17 protein-coding genes are annotated in these 17,464 nt (G+C 68.4%); 7 read left to right on the forward strand and 10 right to left on the reverse strand.

The window, feature by feature from the left end; genetic code table 11:
- Nucleotides 1-55 precede the first annotated feature (55 nt).
- Entirely contained in the window at nt 56-646 is a 591-nt protein-coding gene (locus WIX39_RS11005) for a TetR/AcrR family transcriptional regulator (RefSeq protein WP_106935345.1), read from the reverse strand.
- An 86-nt stretch (nt 647-732) separates the two neighbouring features.
- Between WIX39_RS11005 and WIX39_RS11010 the strand changes: the two genes are divergently transcribed.
- Nucleotides 733-1,146, forward strand: a complete 414-nt coding sequence (locus WIX39_RS11010; RefSeq protein ID WP_106935344.1) for a DUF1348 family protein — start codon at nt 733-735, stop codon at nt 1,144-1,146.
- Nucleotides 1,147-1,195: 49 nt separating this feature from the next.
- Nucleotides 1,196-1,639 (forward strand): cyanase, encoded by a 444-nt coding sequence (cynS, locus tag WIX39_RS11015; RefSeq protein WP_081265803.1) that lies wholly within the window; start codon nt 1,196-1,198, stop codon nt 1,637-1,639.
- A 1-nt stretch (nt 1,640) separates the two neighbouring features.
- On the opposite strand, the gene WIX39_RS11020 is transcribed toward cynS, so the two are convergent.
- Complete coding sequence (locus WIX39_RS11020; RefSeq protein ID WP_106937521.1) at nt 1,641-2,399, reverse strand: SDR family oxidoreductase; 759 nt, start codon at nt 2,397-2,399, stop codon at nt 1,641-1,643.
- A 367-nt stretch (nt 2,400-2,766) separates the two neighbouring features.
- Here WIX39_RS11020 and WIX39_RS11025 point away from each other — a divergent pair, with 367 nt between their 5' ends.
- The gene (locus WIX39_RS11025; protein ID WP_409195038.1) at nt 2,767-3,327 is read left to right on the forward strand and encodes a nucleoside 2-deoxyribosyltransferase; all 561 of its coding nucleotides are present in this window, start codon (nt 2,767-2,769) and stop codon (nt 3,325-3,327) included.
- Between the two features lie 56 nt (nt 3,328-3,383).
- On the forward strand, nt 3,384-4,271 hold the full coding sequence (locus WIX39_RS11030) for an alpha/beta fold hydrolase (protein ID WP_409195039.1): 888 nt from the start codon (nt 3,384-3,386) through the stop codon (nt 4,269-4,271).
- Here WIX39_RS11030 and WIX39_RS11035 read toward each other — a convergent pair.
- The gene (locus WIX39_RS11035) at nt 4,243-5,181 is read right to left on the reverse strand and encodes an AraC family transcriptional regulator (protein WP_409195040.1); all 939 of its coding nucleotides are present in this window, start codon (nt 5,179-5,181) and stop codon (nt 4,243-4,245) included. The two genes, WIX39_RS11030 and WIX39_RS11035, sit on opposite strands and share 29 nt — an antisense overlap.
- A gap of 300 nt (nt 5,182-5,481) precedes the next feature.
- Here WIX39_RS11035 and WIX39_RS11040 point away from each other — a divergent pair, with 300 nt between their 5' ends.
- Nucleotides 5,482-6,042 (forward strand): helix-turn-helix transcriptional regulator, encoded by a 561-nt coding sequence (locus WIX39_RS11040; RefSeq protein WP_409195041.1) that lies wholly within the window; start codon nt 5,482-5,484, stop codon nt 6,040-6,042.
- 21 nt (nt 6,043-6,063) lie between these two features.
- Here WIX39_RS11040 and WIX39_RS11045 read toward each other — a convergent pair whose 3' ends face one another.
- The 3 genes from WIX39_RS11045 to WIX39_RS11055 all read right to left on the reverse strand — a co-directional run bounded on the left by WIX39_RS11045 (nt 6,064) and on the right by WIX39_RS11055 (nt 9,547).
- The gene (locus tag WIX39_RS11045; RefSeq protein WP_409195042.1) at nt 6,064-6,414 is read right to left on the reverse strand and encodes a DUF1161 domain-containing protein; all 351 of its coding nucleotides are present in this window, start codon (nt 6,412-6,414) and stop codon (nt 6,064-6,066) included.
- 118 nt (nt 6,415-6,532) lie between these two features.
- Nucleotides 6,533-8,770, reverse strand: coding sequence for an NADP-dependent isocitrate dehydrogenase (locus tag WIX39_RS11050; RefSeq protein ID WP_409195043.1), 2,238 nt, complete (start codon nt 8,768-8,770; stop codon nt 6,533-6,535).
- Between the two features lie 135 nt (nt 8,771-8,905).
- Nucleotides 8,906-9,547 carry an ABC transporter ATP-binding protein gene (locus tag WIX39_RS11055; protein WP_409195044.1) on the reverse strand — a complete coding sequence of 214 codons (642 nt, stop codon included), beginning with the start codon at nt 9,545-9,547 and terminating at the stop codon, nt 8,906-8,908.
- A 24-nt stretch (nt 9,548-9,571) separates the two neighbouring features.
- Here WIX39_RS11055 and WIX39_RS11060 point away from each other — a divergent pair, with 24 nt between their 5' ends.
- A complete protein-coding gene (locus WIX39_RS11060) occupies nt 9,572-10,381 on the forward strand; it encodes a hypothetical protein (protein WP_409195045.1) in 810 nt (269 codons plus the stop codon).
- Nucleotides 10,382-10,394: 13 nt separating this feature from the next.
- On the opposite strand, the gene WIX39_RS11065 is transcribed toward WIX39_RS11060, so the two are convergent.
- Complete coding sequence (locus tag WIX39_RS11065) at nt 10,395-11,711, reverse strand: CynX/NimT family MFS transporter (RefSeq protein WP_409195046.1); 1,317 nt, start codon at nt 11,709-11,711, stop codon at nt 10,395-10,397.
- Nucleotides 11,708-12,388, reverse strand: coding sequence for a FadR/GntR family transcriptional regulator (locus WIX39_RS11070; protein ID WP_081265812.1), 681 nt, complete (start codon nt 12,386-12,388; stop codon nt 11,708-11,710). The genes WIX39_RS11065 and WIX39_RS11070 overlap by 4 nt, the downstream gene beginning before the upstream one ends.
- 359 nt (nt 12,389-12,747) lie before the next feature.
- Here WIX39_RS11070 and WIX39_RS11075 point away from each other — a divergent pair, with 359 nt between their 5' ends.
- Nucleotides 12,748-13,641 carry a LysR family transcriptional regulator gene (locus tag WIX39_RS11075; protein WP_106935337.1) on the forward strand — a complete coding sequence of 298 codons (894 nt, stop codon included), beginning with the start codon at nt 12,748-12,750 and terminating at the stop codon, nt 13,639-13,641.
- A gap of 6 nt (nt 13,642-13,647) precedes the next feature.
- On the opposite strand, the gene WIX39_RS11080 is transcribed toward WIX39_RS11075, so the two are convergent.
- Together WIX39_RS11080 and pbpC are read right to left on the reverse strand one after the other, a co-directional pair.
- The gene (locus WIX39_RS11080) at nt 13,648-15,117 is read right to left on the reverse strand and encodes a TPM domain-containing protein (protein WP_106935336.1); all 1,470 of its coding nucleotides are present in this window, start codon (nt 15,115-15,117) and stop codon (nt 13,648-13,650) included.
- Nucleotides 15,114-17,387, reverse strand: a complete 2,274-nt coding sequence (gene pbpC, locus WIX39_RS11085; RefSeq protein WP_081265815.1) for a penicillin-binding protein 1C — start codon at nt 17,385-17,387, stop codon at nt 15,114-15,116. Before pbpC ends, WIX39_RS11080 begins: the two co-directional genes overlap by 4 nt.
- Nucleotides 17,388-17,464 lie beyond the last annotated feature (77 nt).

Here is a 17,464-nt window from a genome sequence, read left to right on the forward strand (position 1 = left end):
GCTAAAGCTGCGGGGTTCGATGGTATCGAACGCTCCCGGCTGCCAGTGCTCCGGCCTAGGCGACGGCGAGCGTGGCCGTCAGTGCCTGGAGCAGCCGGCGCAGGTCGTCGACGGCTTCGCGCGCCAGTGCCGCGTCGCCCATCTGCGCCTTGACGATGGCGCCGTCCACGCCCAGCGCCGCAGCCTGCGCGAGCGCCATGCGTTGCGGAACATCGGGCAGCAGGCCCGCGATGACTTCGACCATCTCGCGCTTGTGCTCGCGCGCGATGCCGGTGGCGCCGGCCACGCTGGCGCCGATCTCCACCACCGAGTTGATGAACGCGCAGCCGCGAAACGCCGGGTCGGCGAACCACTCGGCCATCACGTCGGCCAGCACCATCAGCGCCTGCCCGCCCTCGATGCGCCGTTGCGCGCCGCGCCGGCCCAGCGCGTCGACGAACCACGCCATCCACAGGCCGTGGCGGTGGTCGAGAAAGGCGCGCACCAGGTCGTCCTTCGACGGGAAGTGCCGGTAGAACGTGACCTTGGTGACGCCCGAGGTCGCAATGACGCGGTCGATGCCGGTGGCGCGGATGCCGTCGGCATAGAAGAGGTCGTGGGCGGTGAGCAGGATGCGCTCGCGCGCCGGCAGTGCGGAGATGTCCATGGTGCGATTGTAGGCATGTAGACAGGTCTGTCTACATGTGGCACATTGCGGTGCATTCCCTCTTGCCACTTCATTGAAAGACTCTCATGGAATCACGCCCCCCGCTGCCGCCCTTCACCCTCGAATCGGCCATCAAGAAGGTCCAGGCGGCCGAAGACGCCTGGAACTCGCGCGACCCCGTGCGCGTGAGCCTGGCCTACACGCCCGACACCGAGTGGCGCAACCGCGCCGAGTTCGTCAACGGCCGCGAGCAGGTGGTCGAGTTCCTCTCGCGCAAGTGGACGCGCGAGCTCGACTACCGGCTGAAGAAGCAGCTATGGGCCTTCATGGACAACCGCATCGCGGTGCGCTTCGAGTACGAGTGGCACGACGACGCGGGCCAGTGGTATCGCAGCCACGGCAACGAGAACTGGGAGTTCGCGGAGAACGGCCTGATGCAGCGCCGCTTCGCGAGCATCAACGACCAGCCCATCAAGGAAGCGGAGCGCAAGTTGCGCTGACCTCCGGCACGGCTGTTGCTTGCTCCGGCATGTTCAAACAGGAGACCGCATGAACCGCAACGACGTCACGGAGAAGATCATCACCGTCAAGGTGAGCAAGGGCATCCAGTGGGCCGACGTGGCCAGGAAGGTCGGTCTCTCCAAGGAGTGGACCACCGCCGCCTGCCTCGGCCAGATGACGCTCGACGACAAGCAGGCCAAGGTCGTCGGCAAGATCTTCGGCCTCACGCCGGAAGAGCAGAAATGGCTGCAGGTGGTGCCCTACAAGGGCTCGCTGCCCACGCCGGTGCCGACCGACCCGCTCATCTACCGCTGGTACGAGGTGGTGAGCGTGTACGGCACCACCATCAAGGAACTGATCCATGAGGAGTTCGGCGACGGCATCATGAGCGCCATCGACTTCAGCATGGACATCCAGCGCCAGGCCGACCCGAAGGGCGACCGGGTCAACGTGGTGCTGTCGGGCAAGTTCCTGCCCTACAAGACCTACTGAATCACTGCACGTACACGGCGGGATGCGGCTTCTGCCTGTAGGGCAGCCGCATCGTGTCGACGGTGATGCCGTAGCCCTCGATGGCGCCGGCAATCGAACGGGCCACCGCGTCCACCGGCACCGCGATGCGCCGGTTGGTGCGCATGCGCTCGCGCGAGTAGCTGTTGGCGATGCGTTCGGCCAGCGGGTCGCCCGGGCCGTTCACGTCGGGGCTGATCATCGTCACGTGCAGGCGGCCGGCGTGCTCCTGGCGCAGCCCCTCGGAGATCGCGTTCACCGCGTACTGCGTGCCGTGGTAGACGGCGGAGGCGGGCGACACGCCCTGCATCGCCACCGGCGCCACGTTGACGATGTGGCCCCAGCCCTGCTCCTGCATCGTCGGCAGCACGGCCGCAATGCCGAGCAGCACGCCGCGCAGGTTCACGTCGATCATGAGTTCCCACTCCTCGATCTTGCGGTTCCACAGCGGCGACATCGGCATCACGCCCGCGGCGTTCACCAGCACGTCGATGTGCCCGTGCGTCTCGAGGGCGAACTCGGCAAATGCTTCCACGTCGGGCCGGTGCGTGACGTCGAGGCGCTGGAAGCTGGCGGTGCCGCCGGTGGCTTCGATCTCGGCCACGAGCGCCGCGAGCCGGTCGGTGCGCCGCGCACCGAGCACCACCTTGGCGCCGCGCCGCGCAAGCAGCCGCGCGGTCGCTTCGCCGATACCGCTGCTCGCGCCGGTGATGAGGACGACTTTTTCCTGGATTGCGGTCATGGAGAACTCCTTGTGCTGGTCGGTTGGCCGCGGGGCGCACACCAGAGATGAGCGTGCGCCGGGCATGACGGGAAGTTTCTCGCGGCAAGGGCCGCAAGCGGTATCCGGATCGAACGCGGTTTCTGCCTGATCCTGCAAAACGCGATGCGAAGGGGAAAGGCTGGCTCGGGCCCCCGTTTGGTACTTTCGCGCTAGAGCGGCACCGTAGCCTGGGTGATGCAGCGATTCTTCAGAAAAACAGGGGCTGGGTGGTAGTCGTTTCGTGCGAACTTCTTGCCCAATCCGCCATGAATGCATCTGGCTGCCTGTCACTTCCCGTCACGCCGCCGGGATTGAGCCCGGCCCGGAAATAGCCGATGCTTTGCCGATGAATGAAGCCCTCGACATCGCGCCGCGTCCGCGCGTCTACCTGGCCGGGCCGGATGTCTTTCGTCCTGACGCGAGAGAGCACTTCGTCCGGCTCAAGGCGGCTTGCGAAGCCGCGGGCCTTGCGGTCCTGTTACCTGCGGATGGCAACGAAGACCAGAGCACGCAGACTCCGGAGATGCAGATCTACGAGGCCAACATGCAGCGCCTTCGCGGCGCCGATGGCGTTCTCGCCAATCTCGCCAGCTTCAGGGGACTGGAGCCAGACTCGGGCACGGTGTTCGAGGTGGGGGCCGCAGTCGCTCTGGGGATTCCGGTCGTGGCTTATGGCGTGCCCGAAGGCAGCTATGCAGGGCGCGTGCGTGCGGCGCTGCCGTGCGAAGTGGACGCGAACGGCGTATTGCGCGAAACCGGAACCGGCATTGCCGTCGAAGACTTCGGCCAGCCGCTGAACCTGATGCTGGCCTGCTCGATCCACGTCGAGCCCACGCTGGAGGCAGCCTTGAAGAAGATGGTGGGGCTGCTCGCGGCCCGCCGCGCGCAAGAAGCTGGAAAGCCCTGATCCTCGCTGCGCCCGCCACCCCCTAGGATGGCGTTCCCTTTTCAATGGAGCACTGCATGCCGAGCACAGAGACGCACTTCGACCTGACTTCCAACGACGGCATCGCGATCGAAGCGCATCGCTGGCAAGGCCCGACGCAGCGCGCCGTGATTCAACTGGCGCATGGCATGGGCGAGCATTCGCTGCGCTACCGGCATCTGGCGCAAGCGCTGGTGGAGGCCGGCTATGTCGTCTACGCCAACGAGCACCGGGGCCACGGCAAGGGCGCCGCCGCGCGCGGCGAGCTGGGCGAGTTCGGTCCACGCGCTTTCGCCGGCCTGGTGGACGACATGGCGCTCCTGAGCCGCCACGTGCGCGGCGTGCACCCGGGGCTGCCGCTGATCCTGCTGGGCCACAGCATGGGCTCTTTCGCCACGCAGTACTACCTCGTCGAGCACAGCGCGCTGCTGGCGGGGGCCGTGCTTTCGGGCACGTCGGCGCTCGACCTGCTGGGTACCGCGCTGCAGTCCGGCTTCAAGCTGGAGGACATGAACGCCGCGCTGCCCGATGTGCGCACGCCGTTCGACTGGCTCAGCCGCGACCCGGCGCAGGTCGACGCGTACATCGCCGATCCGCTGTGCGGCTTCACCGTCTCGGCCGAGGGGCTGGGCTCGATGTTCGCGAAGCTGGCGGACCTGACGCCCGAGGCGATGCGACAGCGCATCCGCCCCGATCTGCCGCTGTACCTGTTCATCGGCGACCAGGACCCGGTCAGCAACAAGGCCGAGTGGTTCTATCCGCTGGTGCAGCGCTACCGCGAGGCGGGGCTGCGAGACGTGTCGAGCCACGTGTTCGGCGGTGCGCGCCACGAGACGCTCAACGAGGTCAACCGCGACGAGGTCGTCGCCGTGCTGCTGGCGTGGATCGCGCGGGTGGTCAGTGAGGCGCGCCCGACGAAGCCCTGAACTCCTGCGGCGACATGCCGTAGGCCCTTCGGAAGGCCCTCGTGAAGTCCGACGGGCTCTTGAACCCGACGCCGTAGGCCACGTCGGTCACCATGATGTGCGGATAGCGCACGAGGTCGTCGGCCGCATGCCGCAGCCGCAGGTGGCGCATGTACGCACCCAGGCCGCCTTCGTGCTGGAACAGCCGGTACAGGGTCGGGCGCGGAAGATGCAGCGCCGCCAGCACGTTCTCCGGAGACAGGTCGGCGCGATGCAAATTGGCCTGCACATAGCGGCGCACCTGCCCGAACATCGCCGCGCGGGTGGCTGCACGCGCGCCGCCGCTCAGGCGCGCCTGCTTGCCGAAGCCCGCGAGCAGCAACTGCACGGCGTCGCGCACGGCGCTTTCGGCGGCCGGGGCGCTCAGCGTCGCGATCTCCCGGCCGAGCGCGGCCGTGTGGTCCAGCGCCAACTGTGCGATGGGCGAGTCGGGCTGCATCGTGCGGGCGTGGACGGCCGCGGGATCGGGAAAGACCTCCTGCACCATCGCGCCCGGCACGAAGAAGGTCAGCACATGGCAGGCGTTGCGATGCATGCGCACCGGCTGGCCCATGTCGAGCGCCACGAATTTCGCCGCGGCCGGTGCGTCGCGCTGGGCCGAGGAGCGCACGGTCACGCTGTCGACGTCGCCTTCGGCGAACACGTGGAAGGCGTAGTTGCGGACGTTGTCGGTGGAGATGCGCGCGAGCGAGCGCTCGAGCAGCATGGCGTCGGAGCGGCAGTCGGTGAAGACGATGTCACCGACTTCGTACCGGTCGATGGACGCGTGGAACGGCTTGCCGATGTCCGATGCCGAGGGGACGACGTCGATCACATGGCCCACGCGCTCGCGCCAGGCCAGGAATTGCCGGTGCGCAGGTTCGGCAGCCACGTCGAAATGGCTGTGGGAGATGCCGCTCCGCAGGGAGGAACGGGAGACGGTTTCTGTTTCGCGCAAGCCCATCAAAAACGCTCCGAATCAGGCGGACAGGCTCTCAGAAAATCTGAAAATAAACCTAAAGTGCCAAAAAGTAACGGATTTGCGGCGGATTCTCGCAAGAACTGAGACGCACGGTCAAGGCCGTTTGTCATACGAAAGCAATCTTCGGGGTGACGTGGTTGCAGGGCCACGCGGAGGCCCCGAGACAAGGGGTCTCGCAGTTTTCCACCCTTCTCGAGCGAGCGCCGACACATGCTGTCCGATAAAAAAACAACGAGGATCCCCACCGAACCCCTGCGCGAGGGCAAGCGCGGCACCGAGCCGGCCGCGCTGTCCATGGCCGCGCAGGCGCTGCATGCGGACTGCGTGGCCGCGGCGGGCGCCGTGGGTTCGCTGTTCTCCGAGGCGAACGAGGTCGAACTGGCCTTCCTGATGCGGCTGGTCGCGGAAGGCGACACGGCGACGGCGTCGCGGATCGCCCAGCGCATCCTGGATGCGCGCCAGATGCACGAAGTCAAGGCCGACGCGGCTGCCGTGCGGCCGCCCGCCAAGCCAAGGCGGGTGCGCAGCCTGCAGCCGCCGGGCCCGGACTGCGGGCGGTCTTCGCTGTCCCCGCGAGAGATCAACGTGCTGCGGATGGTCTCCCAGGGCCTGAGCAACAAGCAGATCGCCGAGACGAGCTACCGCTCGCCCCACACGGTCGATGCGCAGGTCAAGAACATCTACCGCAAGCTGGCAGTGAAGTCGCGCGCGCAGGCCGTGCGCGAGGGCATGCAGATGGGGCTGCTGGACCCGGAGGCCCGGGGTGGCTGATCCGGGGGCGGCGGCTTTTTGCTAGGGCTGCTTCCTGCAGTCGCCGCCGACGGACACGGTGCCGTCCTTGCATTCGGTGAGGATCGGCTCGCTGCCGCGGGAGGGCGCGCCCGACGCAGGCGCGGGAGCGACGCCTTCGCGCACCGGCCCGACGTCGCGCTCGTACACGACCTTCTTGCTGCCGAGTTCGCAGCTGCCCACCACCTGGCCGGCCGCCGTTGCGTTGGCATCGACGACGGTGACGGCGAAACGCGCGACACCGGCGGCGGCGATCTTCGATTCGATGCGGGTGCGCAGCGATTCGCAGTCTTCGGCGCCGTGGGCGGCGCCTGCGAAGGCCAGGGCGAGGGAAATAAGCAGACGGTATTTCATGAGGGGCCTGCCTGGAAGAGCTGAGGGGGCGAACAGTCTAGTTCCGTCCCTCGCTCTGCGCGAGTGAGCCGGGACGGCGCTTGCCGCCGTCCCGTGGGCTCATCGCTTCGTCAGCGCGTCAGCTTTGCGCCGAAGCCAGCGCCGCGTTCAGCGTGGCGCTCGGGCGCATCACCGCCTCGAACTTCGTCTTGTCGGCCAGGTAGTAGCCGCCGATGTCGACGGGCTTGCCCTGCACGGCCGCCAGCTCTTCGACGATCTTCTTCTCGTTGCTGGTGAGCGAGTCGGCCAGCTTCACGAACAGCGCCTGCAGTTCCTTGTCTTCGGTCTGCGCGGCCAGTTCCTGCGCCCAGTACATCGCCAGGTAGAACTGGCTGCCGCGGTTGTCGAGCTGGCCGGTCTTGGGCGACGGGTTCTTGTTGTTGTCCAGCAGCTTGCCGGTGGCGGTGTCGAGCGTCTTGGCCAGGATGGAGGCCTTCTTGTTGCCGGTCTTCAGGCCCAGGTCTTCCAGGCTGACGGCCAGCGCGAGGAATTCGCCCAGCGAGTCCCAGCGCAGGTGGTTTTCTTCCACCAGCTGCTGCACGTGCTTGGGGGCCGAGCCGCCCGCGCCGGTTTCGTAGAGGCCGCCGCCGGCCATCAGCGGCACGATCGACAGCATCTTGGCCGAGGTGCCCAGTTCCATGATGGGGAACAGGTCGGTCAGGTAGTCGCGCAGGATGTTGCCGGTGGCGCTGATGGTGTCCAGGCCGCGCACGACGCGCTCCAGCGTGTAGCGCATGGCGCGCACCTGGCTCATGATCTGGATGTCCAGGCCCGAGGTGTTGTGCTCGTGCAGGTACATCTTGACCTTGGTGATCAGCTGCGCCTCGTGCGGGCGGTAAGCGTCCAGCCAGAACACCACCGGCATGCCCGAGTTGCGCGCGCGGGTGACGGCCAGCTTGACCCAGTCGCGGATCGCGGCGTCCTTGACCTGGCACATGCGCCAGATGTCGCCTTGCTCCACGTTCTCGCTCATCAGCACTTCGCCGGTGTCCAGGTCGGTGATGTTGGCGACGCCGTCTTCGGGGATCTCGAAGGTCTTGTCGTGCGAGCCGTACTCCTCGGCCTTCTGGGCCATGAGGCCCACGTTGGGCACCGTGCCCATGGTCTTGGGGTCGAAGGCGCCGTGCCACTTGCAGAAGTTGATGATCTCCTGGTAGATGCGGGCGAAAGTCGATTCGGGCATCACGGCCTTCACGTCCTTCAGGCGGCCGTCGGCGCCCCACATCTTGCCGCCGTTGCGGATCATCGCGGGCATGGAAGCGTCCACGATGACGTCGTTGGGCGAATGGAAGTTGGTGATGCCCTTGGCCGAGTCGACCATGGCCAGCTCGGGGCGGTTCTCGTGGCAGGCGTGCAGGTCGCGCTTGATCTCGTCCTGCGTGCTCTGGGGCAGCGTGGCGATCTTGGTGTACAGGTCGACCATGCCGTTGTTGACGTTGATGCCCAGTTCGTCGAACAGCTTGCCGTGTTTCTCGAAGGCTTCCTTGTAGAAGATTTTCACGCAGTGGCCGAACACGATGGGGTGCGAGACCTTCATCATGGTGGCCTTGACGTGCAGCGAGAACATGACGCCGGTCTTGTGCGCGTCCTCGATTTCCTTTTCATAGAAGGCCAGCAGCGCCTTCTTGCTCATGAACATGGAGTCGATGACCTCGCGGTCCAGCAGCGCGACCTTGGGCTTGAGCACGATGGTCTTGCCGCTCTTGGTGATCAGCTCCATCTTGACGTTGCGCGCGCGGTCAAGCGTCATGGACTTTTCGCCGTGGTAGAAGTCGCCGCCGTGCATGTGCGAGACGTGCGAGCGCGAGGCCTGGCTCCACTCGGCCATGCTGTGCGGGTTCTTGCGCGCGTATTCCTTGACGGCCTTGGGCGCGCGGCGGTCGGAGTTGCCTTCGCGCAGGACCGGGTTCACGGCGCTGCCGGTGCACTTGTTGTAGCGCGCGCGGATGTCCTTGTCCTCGTCCGAGGTCGGGTTCTCCGGGTAGTCGGGAATCTTGTAGCCCTTGCCCTGCAGCTCCTTGATCGCCGCCTTGAGCTGGGCGACCGAGGCGCTGATGTTGGGCAGCTTGATGATGTTGGCTTCGGGCTTGAGCGTGAGCTTGCCGAGTTCGGCCAGGTTGTCCGGCACCTTCTGGTCGTCGCTCAGGAATTCGGGAAATTCGCCCAGGATGCGGGCTGCCACCGAGATGTCGCTGGTGGTGACGTCGATGCCGGCCGGATTGGTGAAGGCGCGGATGATGGGCAAAAACGCGTAGGTCGCCAGCAGGGGCGCCTCGTCGGTGAGGGTGTAGACGATGGTGGGTTGCTTCGAGCTCATGCGCTTGCGTCCGTAAATCCTGGGTTGTCGGGTGGCGTGAACTTCAGGGATGAATCAGTTCACGAGGTAGCGATTGTCGCCGGGCGGAGGGAGGGTGGCCGATCCGGGGGAGCGATCTCCCCGCGAAAGGCTCTGTCAATCCAGCGGCAGGGCGATGGTAGCCGCCAGCGGCACGGTGTCGACCAGCGCCGCGCTGGCGACCAGAACGGCCCGGCGGCCCCGCCCGGCAATGTCCGAAAGGGCTTTCCAGAGGCAGCGGGTGGATCCGGCGTCGAGCCCGGCGGTCGGCTCGTCGAGCAGCACCAGCGGCCGGCCCGAGGCGAGCCCCGCGGCCATCCAGACCTTGCGCCGGGAGCCGGTCGAGAGCATGAAGAGCTTCTTGTCGAGGTGCGGCTCGAGCGAGAAGCCGTCGACCAGTGCCTGCCAGGCGTTGGGGTCGAAGCCGGTGTCGCCTTCGGTGAGCTGCCGCGTGCACTCGCGGGCGGTGAGCTGGTCGAAGCGGTCGGTGGCGGGGTCGACGAAGAACACCTGGCGGCGGTAGGCCTCTGGCGAGGCGTCCAGGCGGGTGCCGGCCACCGTCAGCCGGCCGCTGGCGGGCAGCACGCCGGCAATCACCTGGAGCAGGGCCGACTTGCCGGCGCCCGTGTCGCCATGGAGCAGCGTCACGCCGGGGCCGATCGAGGCGGTCCAGCCGGATGCGATGGCGCTCTGGCCGGGGTAGGCGAAGCCGATGTCCTGCAGTTGCAGGATGGGAGTGGAGGTTGGGGCGGAGTTCACGGCCCGGGTTTTACCATCGGCCCCATGAAGAAAATGCCCATTGCCGCGGCGCTGCTGGCCGCGCTGCCGCTGGCACTGCCCGCGGTTGCCGCCCCGGCGGCGCAGGTTTTCGTCGCGGTGAAGCAGCCCGAGTCGATCGATGCCGAATGGCGCGCCCACCTGTGCGCCTTGCTGCTCCAGCCCTGCGACGCCAAGGCGCTGACGCTCCATCGTCCGCGCGGCGGCGCTGCCGGCGACTACGTTGTGCTGTCGGAAGCGCCGCTGGCCCTGGGCCGGCTGAAGCGGGCGGCGGATGCGACGGATTGGAAGCTCGACCGGGTGTACGACTTCACCGGGTACGCCGGCTCCGTCAAGGAGGGCGAGGCGGGCGAGGCAGGCAACAGCGAGGTGCGGCGCTCGCTCGCGCCCGCCCTGTACCCGCTGGCCGACGGGCGCTGGGCCGTGGCGGTGCTGCAGCGCCAGTTCGAGAGCTATTCGGGCGGCGGCGCGTCGTTTTCCACCGCCGACTTCGTGCCGCTCGATGCCGATCCCGCGTCCGCCAAGGCCGCGTACGAAGGCGTTCCGTTCTCGTGCAGCAAGTTGATCCGCGCCTGCTTCACCGAGAAGGAATACAAGACCTCGAAGCACTGCCACGACGAAAGCAGCGGCAGCCTGCGCATCGCCTACAGCGAGCCGGCAAAGGCCGGCGGCCCCTACGGCTGGCAGTTCACCTGGCTGCAGAGCGACTGGGCCGCGCACGTGCCGGCCAGCGCCACCGTCAGCACGCGCTCGCGCTTTTCCGGCGATGGCAGCGGCGGCGGCGCGGCCGACTTCTGCGGCGGCGGGCCGCAGTAGGCGGCAAGGAAGATCAGGCGCCGCGCGGCACCGTCACCGCGCCCACATGCCTGGTGCGGCCGGCGCCGAGGCCCGCGATCACCAGCGCGATGCCCAGCCCGATGAACAGCCACGACGAGGCGCGGAAGCTCCCCGTCCAGCCGTGCAGCAGCCCGGCCACCAGCGGCCCGAAGGCGGCCACCATGTAGCCCACGCCCTGCGCCATGCCCGACAGGTGCGCGGCCACGTGCGAGTCGGGCGAGCGCAGCACGATCATCGTGAGCGCCAGCGCGAAGGTGCCGCCCTGCGCGATGCCCAGCAGCACCGCCCACAGCCATACGCCGCCGAGCGGCGCGAACAGCATCGCCAGCATGGCCGCCACCGTGAGCACCGCCAGCGCCACGGCCAGGCCGCGCTGGTTGCGCAGCTTCACCGCCAGCGCCGGCACCACGAGGCAGGTCACCACCTGCGTCATGACCGACAGCGACACCACGTAGCCGGCAGTCTCGCTGCCGAGGCCGCGCTCGCGCAGGATCGGCGCGAGCCAGCCCATCACGATGTAGGCGAGGGCGGACTGCAGCCCCATGAAGAAGGTGACCTGCCAGGCCAGCCTGTCGCGCCACAGCCCGCGCACCGTGAAGCCCGATTCGCTCGCCACCGCCTTGACCGGCAGCGCCTGCGGCGCCCAGACCAGAGTGACCACCGCGGCCGGCAGCGCCCACATGGCCAGCGCCATGGTCCAGCCGCCGCCCAGCGCATGCTCGATGGGCACGGTGAGGCCCGCCGCGCTGGCGGCGCCGCCGCACACGGCCATGGTGTAGAGGCCCATCATCAGCGCCGCCTGCTTTGCGAAGTCGCGCTTCACCAGGCCCGACAGCAGCACGTTCGACACCGCGATGCCGCTGCCCGCGATGGCCGACGCCAGGAACAGCAGCGGAATGTTGCCGGTGCCGCGCAGCACCGTGCCCAGCAGGATCAGCACCATGCAGCCGAGCAGCGTGCGCTCGGTGCCGAAGCGGCGCCCGAGCCCCGGTGCCAGCGGCGCGAACACGCCCAGGCAGACGATGGGCAGCGTGGTCAGCAGGCTCGCGGCGGTGGCCGAGAGGCCGGTCGCCTTGATGATTTCCGGCAGCACCACCGAGAGGCTGGCGAACACCGGCCGCAGGTTGAACGCGATCAGCACCACGCTCGCGCCGAGCAGGATGCGCCGGCCCAGGTTGGGCGCGGGCGTGGGCTGCGGCGCGGGCCGGTTGTCGGCCTCGGCGTCGATCAGCAGGTCTTCGGCCGCGCCGGGTTGCGGGAGGCGGGTGCGTTGAACGGCGGCGTCGCGTTCGAGGGCGGCGGCGCTCATGCCGTGCCCAGCGCCAGCGCGTCGATCATCGGCGCCATGAACGCGCGCACCGCCGCGGCGGCGATGTCGGGGTCCCCGCTGGCGATGCCGTCGATGATGGCGCGGTGCGCCGCCTCGTCGGGCTCGGGCAGCGCGGTGCCCATGGTGCTGGCGATCGTTTCCTTGATGTAGCCGGTGATGAAGCGGCAGGTCTCGGCCAGCGCGAGGTTTCCCGACACATCGACGATCGCCAGGTGGAAGGCGAGGTCGCGTTCGACGAAGCCGGCGCCGTCGTCGGCTTCGTCGGGAACCCCGCGCTTGTCTAGCAGCGTGCTCAGCCGGCGCAGGTCGCGGGCCGTGTGCCGCACCGCCGCGAGCCGGACGGCTTCGACCTCGAGTGCGCGGCGCACTTCGAACTGGTCGCGCAGGCTGGCGCGGCGCATTTTCTGCAGGCTGGAAGAGGGGTCGAAGCCGGAGCGCACGTAGGTGCCCGAGCCCTGCCGCACTTCGAGCAGGCCGCGCGACACGAGCGTCTTGACGGCCTCGCGCACCGTGCCGCGGCTCACGCCCAGCAGCAGGGCGAGCTGCGGCTCGATGGGAATGCGGCTGCCGACGGCCCAGCGGCCGCCGGAGATCTCCGCGCGGATGCTTTCGGCGGCGGCATCCGCCAAGGAGGTGCGTGGGGCTTGAGCGAGCATCAGATGGGCCTATTCATTCAATGATTGGACGAATTTTGCCCGCTGTGCAAAGCCCGGGCTGCGAGCGCGGTGGTTGCTCGCTTTCGCAGCACGCAACGGTCGTGGAGCTTGTCCGCTGGATTGTGCAAGTTGGATTCGAAGATTCTTGGCAAAACAGTGAACTTTTCCCCACCTTTGGGAAAGGTTGAGTTAAACGTTACCAATTGTCTGACATGTGCTGGAAAATGAAACTAAAGGTCACTTGTGAATCTTTAAGTTTCATTTTCATCTGCTCGGCGTCTGGCACTCCCGCCAACACGCCAACACGCCAACAGGGAGCGCCCGGGAGAAAAAGAAAAACGGATCACGTCGAATCTGAAATGAAGGACTTTTCTTTGTCGGATGTGCGGCTGTTTACGAAAGCCGCGCAGTTGGGGGGCCTCACCCCCGCCGCCGATGTGCTGAACGTACCCAAGGCTTCCGCCTCGCGCCAGCTCCAGCGGCTGGAAGCCACGGTGGGCCATCTGCTGCTGCATCGCGGCCCCACGCGCTTCGCGCTCACGGAGGAAGGGCGCGAATTCCTGGTGGCGGCGCAGCATGTGCTGACCATCCTCGACGACGTCATGCTCAACCTGTCTTCCGGCGGCAACGCGGTGACGGGGCGGCTGCGCATCGTGGTGCCGCACTACTACGGCAGGGCGCTGCTCATGAGCCACCTGCCGGCGTTCATGACCGCTTATCCGCAACTCGAGGTCGTGGTCGAGACCGGCAACGACCGCGCCGACCTTTTCCGCGACGAGGCCGACGTGGCCATCCGCCGCGGACGCGACGGGTGCGACGAACTGGTTGCGCGCCACTTGAAAGACGAAGCGCTGATGCTTTGCGCCACGCCGGACTACCTGGCGCCCCATCCGGCCGTCGAGAGCCTGCAGGACTTCTCCCGGCATGTGTTCCTGACCACTGGCGCCGACGGCCGCAAGCGGGAGGTCAACCTCGCGGCCGTCGACAAGACCCATCGCGTTCGCGTGCAAAGCGCTTTCCGGTCGGACGACATGGAACTGATCCTGCAACTGGCGCTGTCGTCCCGCGGCATTGCCTTGCTGCCGGTGTCGCTGGCCCAGCCGCAGGTGGACAGGGGCCTGCTGCTGCCGGTATTGCCGCAGCTGAAGCTCAAGCCGCAGGAAATCAACCTGGTCTACCTGCCGGCGCGCCGGAATTCCCCAAAGATCAAGACCTTCGTCGATTACGTCCTGAGCATCTTCAGGTCGTCCTAGCCAGGGCTACCAGCTGCCCGAAGCGCCGCCGCCGCTGCTGGAGCCGCCGCCCGAGGACGAGGAACTGTCCGACGAACTGCTGCTGCTACTGCTGCTGCTCGACGAGCTGCTGCTCCATCCGCTGTCGCGGTCGTCGTCGTGGTCGTCGCCGCTGCCGTTGCCCGTGGCGGGGAAGAACCCGAACACCAGCGCGATGAAGCTCACCAGCGCCATGGCGAGCCAGGTCTCGTCCGGCTCCGGGCCCGGCCGCAGCTGGACGAAGGCGAAGCCGATGACGCCCGTCACCAGCGCGAGCCGCACCATGAAGCCGAGCGCGCCGCGCTTCCAGTGAATGCGCACGCCCGCCACGATCACCGCGAGGCCGATGCCGACCACGGCGGTGGCGATCACGCCCCCGATGATCCAGGGCACCTTGTCCGCGCCCAGGTAGAAGCCGAGCCCGACGAGACCCGCGATCGCCAGCGCGATGCAGATGAACACATAGCGCGCCGTCCTGAACCGGCCCGACAGGTAGCCGACCCCATACATGAAGCCGACCGGCATGAAGAGGGCGAACGGCATCGCGAGGTTCGCCAGCGCCAGCGTCGCGCCCACAGGGCCGGCCGCGAGCAGGCCCAGCACCGTCGGCCAGCGGCGCCGCTCGGGCGACGGCGGCTCGGTCTTCAGGTCGGCCCAGAGTGCGCCTTCGCGCTGCGCCCGGTGCGCGTCCACGCGCCGGCCCTTGCGGCCCCGCTTGCCGCTGCCTTGCGACACCACGCGCGGCGCGGCCGGGCGCGGCCGGCTCCCGTGCCACACCCCCACGCCGATGGTCCAGAGCATCACCGCGAGCAGCGTCGTGTTGATGCGCGACTGGCTGGACTCGGTGGAGAACGCGTCGATCACGCGGTGCAGCGGCGAAGACTCCCTGTCCTGCTGCTCGGCCGGTGGCTCTTCGTCCACCACCTGCAGCTGCGGCGCGCTGATCAGCTCCGACAGCGACTGCACCGCCGCCTTCACGCCGCCCGCGAAGTCGCCGTTGCGAAAGCGCGGCGTCATCTCGCCGTCGATGATGCGGGCCGCCTGGATGTCGGTGACGCGGCCTTCCAGGCCCGTGCCGACCTCGATGCGCATGCGGCGGTCTTTCAGCGCCACCAGCAGCAGCACGCCGTCGTTCTCGTCCTCGCGGCCGAGCTTCCACTGCGCGAAGACGCGCGTGGCGAACTGCTCGATCGAATCCTCCCCCGTGGTGGGCACGATCAGCACCGCGAGCTGGGCCTGCGTGCGTTGCTCGATGGCGGAAATGTCCTCGCGCAGCGAGCTGGCGTCTTCGGTGTTCAGCGTCTTCGTGAGGTCGACCACGCGCGAGGTCATCGCGGGCACCGGCACCGGCTTGGCCTGCGCGGGGAGGCACAGCGCGAACGCTGCGGCCAACAGCATCAGGAAGGCGGCCAGCCGAAGCCAGCCGTGCGCGGCCGGATTGGCGAAGCCCGCTCTCATCGCTTCGCGCTCTTGGTCACGACGCCCGCGCCGCGCACTTCGATGCGCCGCTGGTCGACCACCTTGCCCGTGCTGTCGACCAGCTCGATCACGTGGCGCCCCGGCCAGGGCAGCCATTGCGCGCTGTTGCCGCGCGCGAAATGCTTGCCGTCGATGCGCCATTGCACACCACGACCTTCCGACTCGAAGCGCACGCGCTGGCGCAGCGGCGGAATGTCGGGGTCGACCGCGATGATGGTGCCGTCGGACGGCGCGGTGATGCGCGCCGACGCTGCACTGCCGGCCATGCCGGTGTCCAGCGCGAACAGCGGCTGCTCGGTGCCCTGCAGGAACCACTCGTCGCGCGCGGCCTCCAGCGGGCCGCCGTCGGCACCGGGGCCGAACTCCACGTGCGCCTGCACCACGCCGGGCGGCGGCGCGGGTGCGCGGCTGGGCTCGCGTGCGTGCAGGAAGCGCATCACCTCGGCCCACACCGGCGCGGCGCCGCTGGTGCCGCTCACGTCCCACATCGACGCGCCGCTGGCGTTGCCCACCCACACGCCGACCGTGTAGCGCTGCGACCAGCCCACGGCCCAGTTGTCGCGCATGTCCTTGCTGGTGCCGGTCTTCACGGCGGTCCAGAAGCGGGTGGACAGGATGCTGTCCAGGCCGAAGGTGCGGGTGCGGGCGTTCGGGTCGGAGAGGATGTCACCGACGATGAAGGCGGCACCCGCATCGAGCATCGGCGGCTCGGCGGCCTTGGCCTTGTTGTTGGCCGCAACGGCTGGATTGGATGCAGGCCGCGCGGTCAGCGTCGTGGTGCCGTAGCGCCCGCCGTTGGCCAGCATGCGGTAGGCGTTGGTGAGCGACAGCAGCGACACCTCGGCGCTGCCGAGCGCGAGGCTGTAGCCGTAGTAGTCGCCGCTCTCGCGCAGCGGCAGGCCGGCGGCGCGCAGTTCGCGCGCGAAGGCCTCGGGCGACACCATCACCAGCGTGCGCACGGCGGGCACGTTGAGCGACGCGGCCAACGCGGTGCGCGCCGACACCGGGCCCTTGAAGCGGCGGTCGTAGTTCTGCGGAATGTAGAGGCCGCTGGCGGTGCTGATCTGCGCCGACGAGTCCTCGATCAGCGAAGCGGCGGTGATGCGCCGCTCGGCAATGGCCTGCCCGTAGAGCAGCGGCTTGAGGGTGGAGCCGGGCTGGCGCAGCGCGGTGACGCCGTCGACCTCGGCGGCCTGGCTCAGCGGGCCCGACGAGCCGACCCAGGCGAGCACTTCACCGGTGGCGTTGTCGAGCACGACGAGCGCGCCGTCTTCCACGTGGCGGTCGCGCAGTTCGCGCAGGTGGCGCTGCAGCGTGTCGAGCGCAAAGCGCTGCAGCGGCGCGCGCAGCGTGGTGCGCACGCTCGCTTCCTTGTTGTCTTTCTCCTTCCCGCTCTGGGGGAGGGCCGGGGTGGGGGCTGCCCCCGCATTCGCGTCCCTCAGTTCCCGCAGCACCCGCCGCGCCGCATGCGGCGCGATGCCCTCGTTCGGCTCGAAGGCCCGGCGCTGCACGGCGGCGCTGGTGAACATGTCCAGTGCCTCGCAGTCGACCTTCTGCTGCGGCTCCATGGCGCGCAGCACGTCGCAGGCGCGCTGCGCCACCAGCGCGGGCTTGGCATTGGGGGCTCGCACCAGCGCCGAAGCCACCGCCGCTTCGCGCGCATCGAGCCCGCTCGGCGCCTTGCCGAACAGCGTGCGCGAGAGCGCATCGATGCCCACGATCTCGCCGCGGAACGGCACGGTGTTGAGGTATGCCTCCAGGATCTGGTCCTTGCGCCAGTTGCGCTCCAGCTGCGCGGCGGCCACGGTCTGGCCGATCTTCTGCGTGAAGCTGCGGCCGCCCGAGGCGCGCCGCAGGTCCTCGTCGAGCAGGCCCGAGAGCTGCATCGTGATGGTCGAGGCGCCGCGCGTGCGGGTGTTCCACAAGTTGCCCCAGGCCGCGGCCGACACGGCGCGCCAGTCGATGCCGCTGTGTTCGTAGAAGCGCTTGTCCTCGCTCAGCACCATGGCCGTGCGCAGGGCCGGCGACACGTCGGCCAGCGGCGTCCATTGGCCGCGCCGCACGGTGGGGTCGGTGCGCACGCGCTGCAGCAGCTCGCCGTTGCGGTCGACCACGGCGGTGTCGGACGAGCGGAAGTCGCGCTTCACTTCCTCGAAGCTCACAAGGGCCAGCGCCGGTTGCGCGCAAACCGCTGCGAGCAGGGCGAAGGCCAGGGCCTTTCGGTCGAAGGAAGAGGGCGCGAACTGCATGAAGGAGAGCGTCGTTTCGAAAAGTATGTGGCGGTGACATTCTCCGCGAAGCACATCGGGATGCCGGCCTACCCGGG

The organism is Variovorax sp. AB1(2024), from assembly GCF_037482385.2.
Classification (GTDB): domain Bacteria; phylum Pseudomonadota; class Gammaproteobacteria; order Burkholderiales; family Burkholderiaceae_C; genus Variovorax.